Origin of the sequence: Tenacibaculum agarivorans, from assembly GCF_001936575.1 — a bacterium.
GTDB lineage: Bacteria > Bacteroidota > Bacteroidia > Flavobacteriales > Flavobacteriaceae > Polaribacter > Polaribacter agarivorans.
This window is the reverse complement of the sequence record NZ_MSMP01000024.1, coordinates 68,960-78,051: the sequence shown is the minus strand read 5'-3', so window position 1 is coordinate 78,051 and position 9,092 is coordinate 68,960. Positions and strand designations below refer to the sequence as shown.

The following is a 9,092-nucleotide window of genomic DNA, read 5'->3' as shown; positions in this document are numbered from 1 at the left end:
TGTGTTGGGCGTAGTTATTTTTTCTTTTTTTTGTTAGTCAGAGTAATAGTCAGTTTATTCTTTTGTTGTTTAATTTCAATTTCTTTTCCGATTTCAAACCCTAGTTTCTTCAACCATTTTCCCTCAAGTCGAATTTCAGGAACAGCGATATATTTCCATTCTTTGCTTGGTTTTTTTGATAGATTTTTAGTTTTCTAAATTGACTCATTTATTTGTTGTTCGTTATTCCGAACATAATATGTGAATAATTTGTCGAATTTCGGTATAGTGAACACGAAACAAGAAAAATATTTCCAAAAAATAGGTGCTAAAATCAAGCAATTAAGAGAAGAAAAAGAGATTGACCAAAAGTCATTTGCTTTTGATTGTGAGATTGGAAGAACTCAATTGTATATGATTGAAAAGGGGAGAACAAATCCACGATTGCTTACTTTAATCAAAATTGCAGATGGATTGGATATCTCTATTTCTGAGATGCTAAAAGAGTAAAAGTGCTTTTATCTAAGTTTATTAGGCATTGTTTTTTTGATCTCTTTGACATACTCTTCAATGAACTGATCTAGTTCTGCGTTTGCATTTTCTCCATCTTCAGGCTCTAACTTAACCGAAACATTTTTATAAGTCTTTCTACCAATCTTTTTAGCTATAGCCTTTATATACTCATCAAATTCAGAAATTAATTCTGTTGATATTTTTGGCTCAATCCAGTTCTTAATTTGGGAAGGAAATTCCCCATATTGTTCAATTTGATTACTTATAGTATCAAAATATTGTTCTATATTGTCAAGCTTCTCTTTTATTTTAAATCTACCATTTAATTCATAGGCAAAAATTGGGTAGATCTCTGATAACTCTGCTATTGTTGAGTCAATATTGTTTTCAATTTCAGCGATTTTCTCTGGTTTAACTATAGAGTTTTTGAGAATTTCGGTCATAATGGGTCTAAGATACTCAGTTCCTTCAGCAATTTCTTGTTTAAATTCTTCACCGAATTCTTCTGTTATTCTATTTTTATACCTTTCAATATATTGTGTAATACTCTTATTTAAGTCTATTTCTTGTTTTAGAAGCCATCTTAATTCTAAAAGATTGAAGAGTAATTTTTTTAATTTCTTTCGTTCATTTTTTCTATCGGAAAAATATTTTCCAAATTCAGATAAAGCAAATCCGAAAATTAATGTTATTACTGGTAAAACTTTATCTATCCAATTCATATCTTTAATTACGCCCAACAATTATATATAGTTACCATGGTAACTATATATTTCTTATGTGAATAGCTAATTTAGTAAATCTTTTATGTTTTTAAAATTTTTCACAGCAACATGGGTATAAATTTCAGTTGTGTCTATAGATTGATAATACATCTATGCTTTATGTTTTTGTATGATTAATCATACTTGGAATGTATACCATGTTAAATTTAGTATTCCATCTAGGATTAGGTAGTTCTTTTACCAATGCTTGAATCAACTTATCAGGATAGAATTTTAGATCTATCATCTTTTTATAATCTATAAAAAGATGTTTTAAGGTGATATATTTTTTAATTTCCATGAATTAAAAATAGAAGACTACTTTTTGTTAGCTGAATATTATAAGTATATTATTCGAATAATATACTATTATGATGGAATTGGAAATAAGATATTGTTTATCGTTAAGAATAAAGTATAAGAGTGTTTATAGTATACAGGTGCTCTTTTTTAGTACATTTGGGTAATTGATAACCCCAAAAAGCCCCAATAAATGAGAAAAATTGTAATGATATGCTTTATGTATATCACATATAATGGATTTACTCAAAAAGAAGAGAAGTATAATTTTGAATTAAAGGAAACTAAGATTGTACAAGTAGGTAATTCCGATAATTTATTTTTTGATTACGATAATGATGGTGATCAAGATTTTATCATTTCTGGATATAATGAACGTTTAATGAACGGCACTAAAACTCACACATTTTTATATACAAATGATGGAAAGGGAAATTTTACCCAAGATAAAAGATCAAAATTTATGGGAGTACATCAACCAAGTTTAGATGCTAAGGATATTGATGGTGATGGCGATTTAGATTTGGTAATTACAGGAGAAGATTTAAAAAGAGGAGCAAGTTTTGGTGTTGAAGTGTATGTCAATACTGAAGGAATATTTAAAAAAGTAAAAACCATAAAACCTCTTGATAGTTATACATATCCTACCTATGCAAGTTTTATCAACGCAAATAATGATAAATATTTAGATCTTTTAATTGAAAAAGATGATAATGTAGAAGTGTATTTCAATAATAAAAAGAACGATTTTCTATTCAAAAGTAGGTTAAGAGGTATCAGTAAAGCGTTTTCATATGGAATTGTACCTTTTGATATAGATAAAGATGGAGATGATGATATTTTAATTCAAGGTGAAGGAACAGACTATGAGTTAACTACTAAGGTGTTTGAGAATAAATTAGGAAGATTCAGATCAATTCCACACACGTTTAAAAATACCTACCAGGGGATTATAGAACTAGTTGATATTAATAACGATGATCAACAAGATCTTTTTATCAGTAATATAGGAAATAGTGTAGAAGAGGTGGAAGGAAATTCAGGATTAAAACATTCACTTTTTTATGTGAATCAAGGAGGGAATACTTTTACTGAAGTACCTTCCAATATGTATACCTATAATTTAGGAACTTCATGTTTTGTAGATGTAGATAATGATCAGGATAAAGATTTGATCATTATGGGAAACAGAAGAAAAATTAATACTAAAAGTGAAACAGTACAAGCTGTAGATTTATTTATTAATCATAACGGAACTTTCAAGCTTTACAAAAAAAATATCTTTCAGTTTTTAAGAAATGCCACTATAAAATCTTGCGATATTGATGGAGATTCAGATCAAGATATTATCATTACAGGATTTAAAGATGCTGATACACCAAGAACAATGGTATATATCAATAGACTAGGAGAGAAGAAGAAAAAATGATATTGTTTTAAGAAGTTGAATCGAATATCAATAATTTTATAATACATTTAAATGTTGAATTTCAAAATTTTACTTCTATGAAAATTAAAATAACCATAGTCTTACTGCTTACACTATTAAATTCTTACAGTCAAAAAGAAGGAAAATTTACTTTTGAATTAAAACAAACACCAATTATTCAAGTAGCTGGTGCCAATACTCGTTTTTTTGATTATGATCTAGACGGAGATTTGGATTTAATCATTTCTGGAAATAATGAAAAGACAGAAGGAGATGTATATACGCTTACCAAACTGTATTTAAATGATGGAAAAGGGAATTTTTCAGAAGATAAAAGATCAAAGTTAATGGGGGTAGAGTATGGTAAAATAGATATTGGTGATATAAATAAAGACGGCTATTTAGATATCGTGATTACAGGTCAAGAGGTTGGGTCAAATAAAGAAAGAAGGGTTATTGTATATCAAAATAATAAAGGAGTATTTAAGCCCGTAAAAGAGATCACAACATTCAGGACTTTCTCAATGTTTGCTGGATTTGCTAATGTTAATAATGATGGTTATGATGATCTTTGTATTGAAAGAGATATGAGTATTGAATATTATATAAACGATACAAAAGGAGATTTTAAACTAGCAGGAACATTGCTTGGGGCGGGTAATGTTTTTGAATATGGTATAGTACCTTTTGATATTGATAATGATGGGTATGATGAAGTACTATTGCAAGGAGAAGAACTTATTTATACTTCTAAGAGACCAGAACATAGAGTTAATACGATACTATTTAAGAATACTAAAGGAAAATACAAATCAATTCCTCACAATTTCAGAGGTACAAATCAAGGAGTTATTCAACCTGTAGATATTGATGATGATGGAGATCTAGATGTTTTTATAACGAATACGGGTAAATGGAGTGAAAAGGTAGAAAAATCATTTTTCTACATGAATGACAAAGGAAGTTTTAAAGAAATAGAAGCAAATATTACACGCTATAATTTAGGAAGAACTTGCTTCGCTGATTTTGATAATGATGAAGATAAAGATCTCATTATTATAGGTAATCGAAAAGTTTTTAATACAACCAGTTATTATACAGAAGCCATGGATATTTATGAAAATAAAGAAGGGAAGTTCTCTTTATTTAAGGAGAAAGCATTTCCTTTTTTAGATCAAAGTTCTATTAGTGCTGCAGATATCGATGGTGATGGTGATTTAGATATTTTAATCACAGGATATAAGATTGATATTCCTATAACAAGAGTATATATCAATACATTAAAGTAACGTGAGTTCGGCGTAATTTTAGTTTACCTCTTATAAATAAAAATGTCATTGCGAACGGACCCTGAACGTTTCCTGAGGTTCTCGAAGGAAAGAGAAGGGGAAGTGAAGAAGTAATCTGTTAATTTAATAAAGTGAATCTTGGATAAGAAGTCTTTGTCAGTTCGAGTGATTTTACGGAATGATAATGAGGTAAAATTGTATCGAGAACACTATTTTTACTTCTCGATACAAAATTAATTTCCAATCTATTCCAATGAATTTCACTCGAACTGACATCTTTTAGTTATGTTACTGTTTCTCTAAAATCTTAATTAATTTAAAAGATTTTAACAAGTGAAACAATCCTGGTAAAATAATTCCGCCTCCAATGAGTAAAGAAAAAATCAAAACTATTTTGATTTCTCTACGCTAATAAAGATGAAATATATTTTAAATTTGAAAGTAAAAAAACTAGAATGACAAATTATCGAAAAAGTTTTTTCTACTGCATTATTTTTCAAATAATATTTTCCTCTCAAGTAATTGCTCAATTTAAAAGTGATTTCAAAGTAAAACCTCAACCTACTTGGATTAAGAATTATCCAGTGCCGAAACTTAAGAAAGAATATGATCTCGATTTAGTTTTACTTCAAGAAGAATTTCAATATAATGACAAAACTGAGGAGGTTTTTAGAAAATATTATTATTACTTAAATACGTTAAAAGGCGTTAATCAAATCAAACTTTTTTTCTTTTGGTATGAGCCAGAATTTGAGGATATTAAAATACATAATGTTAATTTCCATAGAGGTAAAAAAACTATTATACTAGATAGAAAACTACACATAGAAAAAGAAATTTACGAGAAACAAATAGGAGGAACACTTTATGCTAATGATGGAAAAATAAAAATCTTTTTTGAAGGAGCTGAACAAGGAGATATCATCGAGTTTAGTTATACAGAAAAAGGAAGACAACCTGATCTTAAGGGAAGTTTGTCTTTAAACTATTCTCCTGTAAATGATAAATTGAGAGGTATTAGTTATACTAGAGTTTTAAATACAAAGCCCATAAGCTTTCACTCAATTAATTGGAACCCTAAAATTATTTACTCAAAATTTGATCAACTGTTTTCTGCTGAATTTAAAATAGAAAATGATAAAAGTGTTGCTCATTTTAAAGTTCCAAGCTGGTACAGAGCAAAAAAGGAAATTTATTTTTTTTGATGAAGCATCTTGGAATGATTGTGTAAAGTTGAATATAGAAAATTTTGAGTTGGACAAAGTTCCTTCTCAAGAGATTGTAAATAAGGTTAGAATTATTACAAAAGGAATTTCTAATAAAGAAGATAAAGTTAATGCTGTTTTGAATTACGTTCAAGAAGAGATTCATTATTTAGATTATGATTTAATTGAACCTAAAAAACCAGAGACAGTTTTAAAACAAGAATTTGGAGATTGTAAATCAAAATCGTTATTGGTTATAAAGATGTTAGAATGCTTGGGTGTGAAATCTTGGCCTTTACTTGTGAAATCGGTGGGATTAGATGAAAGGTTATTGAATGTATATAGTGGCCAAGCATTTGATCATTGTGTAGTAGAGTATTTATATGAGGGAGAATCTTTAATTTTCGATCCTACATTAGTACCGCAAAAAGGAAAAATTTGGGAGAAATCCGTATCTGATTTTAGATATGGTTTAAGAGTAATAAAAGACGAAAGACAGCTTACAAAATTGAGTTGGAAATCCGATGAAATTTTTGATGTAGTTGCGTTAATAAGTAAAGAAAAAGAAAGGGCTAGAAGTTGCTCTATTAGTTGGGAAATTGAGTTTAAAGGTCAATTAGCCAATAGGCAAAATTATATATATAAAAAACAAGGTGTTAAATCTGTTTTTGAAACAGTTTCAGATGAATTACTTTATAATTCTTTCCTGTCATCTAAAAATTGTAGCATTAAATATTCGTTTGAAGAAAAGAAACCAAAATCAACCTTAAAAATAAAGAGTAATAAAAGTATTAAAATTTTTGATGAAGGAGAGTTCATTCCATATCCTTTATATGCAAAGTTAAAAATACCCGAAAGAGAAGAACTAAGTAAAGTTTTTGAGTTACCTAAAGTTATAAAAACTAATCAACTTTATAAAATTCAAAAGTTGCGTTGGATAGATTATAAAGCTGATAGTACTAATTTTCAGAACGATTGGTTAAAATATCAAAGAGAAAGTTGGATTAAAAATGATACAGTTTACTTGTCTTTTAAGACAGAACTTTTAAAAAGTCATTTAGATTCTATTAGATATAAAGATGTAGAAGAAACAATAGATTTCTTAAAAAATGATATGACAATTTTACTAAGTAAAAAGGCTGTTCCTTATGATGATATAGTTATTGATTCCACGCCTAAAATAAAGAATTATTTACCTACTATTATTATTTTTATACTAATAGTTTTTGTAGGGTTAATGGCTTTAAAAAGAAAAAAGAATTAAATAAACTTATCTTCTTTCCAAAATCTTAATCAACTTAAAAGATTTTAACAAGTGAAACAATCCTGGTAAAATAATTCCACCTCCAATGAGTAGAGAAATTCCTAATACTTTAATTACTGAATCTGGAGCAGTATTTTGGAGTAAACTCATACTTTCATTTTTAATCAATAATATGTTAGGAAAATGTGGAATCAATGCCACTGCAATAATTAAAATCACTTGAATTCCTGCAAAAATCCTGCTGTAAATTCTATTTCCCTTTTTAATAAAAAACCAGAGTGGTACTAGGCATAAGGCAGATAGTATAATCATACTCACACTTATTGGATTCTTTATAATTCCTTCTACAAAATATCGATCTGCAAAATAGCCATAACTAATGGTAATAAAACCTAATATTACCACAACTATAGTTGCAATTTTAGCTTTTCTTACATATACAGGATAGCCTTCTTCATCAGCTTCACCTATTAATAAAACAGCAGATAAAAAAGCACACAAACTAGCAAAAAATATACCCACTAAAAATGAAAAAGGATTAAACCAAGGCGTAATATAAGCTTCAGCAAAACTGGGTGTAAATTCCTCGGTTGGAATAACAATTTTACTAGAAATCATTCCACCGAAAATCATTCCCAAAAAAATAGGAGTTACCAAACTAGATACTCTAAATAACCAATTGTATATGCGTTGCGAATTATCTACATAGGCATCATAATGTCTAAACACAAAAGCAACTCCACGTAAGGTAATTCCAATCAACATTAACGTAATAGGAATATGTAAGGAAGTTACCATAACTTTATAATACTGAGGAAAGGCTACCCAAAGAATTACAATAAGAATGATAATCCAAATATGATTGGCTTCCCAAACAGGTCCCATCACTCTATAAATAGTTTTTTTGGTAATTTTCTGGTTATCTTCAGAAGAAAATAGTTCAATAATTCCAGCACCAAAATCAGCCCCCCCTAATAAAACATACAGTAATAATGAAAACGCTAAAAAGAATAAAACAACAGTTATCATACACTTAATTTTGGAGTATTATTTAATGATTTTATTTGTCTGCGAAGTAACCATGCTACAGCAAGCGTTAAAATGGAATATAGAATAACATATAAGAAAAAGCTGTAGACGATTCCAGGCATAGGAGTAACGGCATCTTTAGTTCTCATAATTTTATGAATAATCCAGGGTTGCCTACCTACTTCAGTAACAATCCATCCTGCTTCTAAGGCAATAAATCCTGCGGGTGTAAGCAAAGCAAATACTTTCCAGAAAAACTTTTTAGAGAGCCATTGTTTTTTTCTGGCATTTACAAAAAAGAAAAATAACCCTGCAAATAGTAATATACCACCTAAACCTACCATGATTTGAAAAGCATAATGAACAATAGGTACATTAGGAATTTCATCTTCAGGAAAATCATTTAGACCTTTTATTTCAGCATTAAAATCTCCAAAAGCTAAAAATGAAAGTGCATTAGGGATTTCAATTTTATAGTGTACTTCTTTTTGTTGATGATCTACTATTCCTCCGATATATAAAGGGACTCCTTTAGCAGTTTCGTAGTGGGCTTCCATGGCTGCTAATTTTACAGGCTGTCGTTTAGCTACATCTTTAGCAGAAATATCACCACTTATAGGTTGAAGAATGGCAGCAATAGCCCCAAAAGTGATGGCTATTTTAAATGCTTTTTTATGAATTTCTTTCTGTTTATTTCTCAATATCTGAATTGCATGAATTCCAGCAACGGCAAATCCAGTAGCAGTAAAGGCAGCTAATACCATGTGTAAAGCTTGAGTAAACCAAGCAGGATTTAATAAAGCAGCAACAGGATCTATGTTTAAGAACTTCCCATCCACATAATCAAAACCAGAAGGCGCGTTCATCCAACCATTAGCAGAAACAACTAATATACCCGAAGCTACACCTGCAATTCCTACAATAACTCCTGTAAACCAATGAAATTTAGGAGGGATTTTATTCCAGCCGTATAAATAAAAACCAAGTGCAATAGCTTCCACAAAAAAAGCAGCACCTTCTAAAGAAAATGGCATCCCAATAATGGGACCAGCATGTTCCATAAATTCAGGCCATAATAATCCTAATTCAAAAGATAAGGCAGTGCCAGAAACAGCGCCAATTACAAAGAAAATAGCTACGCCTTTTTGCCAAGCTTTGGTCAATTGTAAGTATACTGGATTTCCTGTATTGAGCCACTTTTTATGAGAGACTACCATAAAAAAAGGCATAACCATTCCAATACAAGCAAATACAATATGAAAAATCAGTGTGAATGCCATTTGAAGTCGTGCAGCATCTATGTTTTCCATAACAAAAAAG

At 29.4% G+C, this 9,092-nt stretch carries 10 protein-coding genes; 5 read left to right on the top strand and 5 right to left on the bottom strand.

From position 1 onward, the window contains the following. Positions 1 to 14: 14 nt before the first annotated feature. Complete coding sequence (locus BVC87_RS23810) at positions 15 to 113, bottom strand: hypothetical protein (protein ID WP_234974693.1); 99 nt, start codon at positions 111 to 113, stop codon at positions 15 to 17. Between the two features lie 154 nt (positions 114 to 267). Between BVC87_RS23810 and BVC87_RS16865 the strand changes: the two genes are divergently transcribed. After that, a complete protein-coding gene (locus BVC87_RS16865) occupies positions 268 to 489 on the top strand; it encodes a helix-turn-helix domain-containing protein (RefSeq protein ID WP_075343578.1) in 222 nt (73 codons plus the stop codon). Between the two features lie 8 nt (positions 490 to 497). On the opposite strand, the gene BVC87_RS16860 is transcribed toward BVC87_RS16865, so the two are convergent. Beyond that, positions 498 to 1,214, bottom strand: coding sequence for a hypothetical protein (locus BVC87_RS16860; RefSeq protein ID WP_075343577.1), 717 nt, complete (start codon positions 1,212 to 1,214; stop codon positions 498 to 500). A 160-nt stretch (positions 1,215 to 1,374) separates the two neighbouring features. Beyond that, on the bottom strand, positions 1,375 to 1,557 hold the full coding sequence (locus BVC87_RS16855) for a hypothetical protein (protein WP_075343576.1): 183 nt from the start codon (positions 1,555 to 1,557) through the stop codon (positions 1,375 to 1,377). A gap of 192 nt (positions 1,558 to 1,749) precedes the next feature. On the opposite strand from BVC87_RS16855, the gene BVC87_RS16850 reads away from it, so the two are divergent. The 4 genes from BVC87_RS16850 to BVC87_RS16835 all read left to right on the top strand — a co-directional run bounded on the left by BVC87_RS16850 (position 1,750) and on the right by BVC87_RS16835 (position 6,743). After that, positions 1,750 to 2,985, top strand: coding sequence for an FG-GAP-like repeat-containing protein (locus BVC87_RS16850; RefSeq protein ID WP_083629566.1), 1,236 nt, complete (start codon positions 1,750 to 1,752; stop codon positions 2,983 to 2,985). A gap of 77 nt (positions 2,986 to 3,062) precedes the next feature. Further along, on the top strand, positions 3,063 to 4,274 hold the full coding sequence (locus tag BVC87_RS16845) for an FG-GAP repeat domain-containing protein (RefSeq protein ID WP_075343574.1): 1,212 nt from the start codon (positions 3,063 to 3,065) through the stop codon (positions 4,272 to 4,274). A 455-nt stretch (positions 4,275 to 4,729) separates the two neighbouring features. After that, positions 4,730 to 5,479 carry a DUF3857 domain-containing protein gene (locus BVC87_RS16840; protein WP_075343573.1) on the top strand — a complete coding sequence of 250 codons (750 nt, stop codon included), beginning with the start codon at positions 4,730 to 4,732 and terminating at the stop codon, positions 5,477 to 5,479. Then, entirely contained in the window at positions 5,409 to 6,743 is a 1,335-nt protein-coding gene (locus tag BVC87_RS16835; protein ID WP_075343572.1) for a transglutaminase domain-containing protein, read from the top strand. Before BVC87_RS16840 ends, BVC87_RS16835 begins: the two co-directional genes overlap by 71 nt. Before the next feature lie 6 nt (positions 6,744 to 6,749). Here the strand turns inward: BVC87_RS16835 and BVC87_RS16830 are convergent, their stop codons facing one another. Both BVC87_RS16830 and BVC87_RS16825 read right to left on the bottom strand, forming a co-directional pair. Then, positions 6,750 to 7,772, bottom strand: a complete 1,023-nt coding sequence (locus BVC87_RS16830; protein WP_075343571.1) for a cytochrome d ubiquinol oxidase subunit II — start codon at positions 7,770 to 7,772, stop codon at positions 6,750 to 6,752. Further along, positions 7,769 to 9,082: a cytochrome ubiquinol oxidase subunit I gene (locus BVC87_RS16825; protein ID WP_075343570.1), complete on the bottom strand. Its 1,314-nt coding sequence runs from the start codon at positions 9,080 to 9,082 to the stop codon at positions 7,769 to 7,771. The genes BVC87_RS16830 and BVC87_RS16825 overlap by 4 nt, the downstream gene beginning before the upstream one ends. Positions 9,083 to 9,092: the final 10 nt, after the last annotated feature.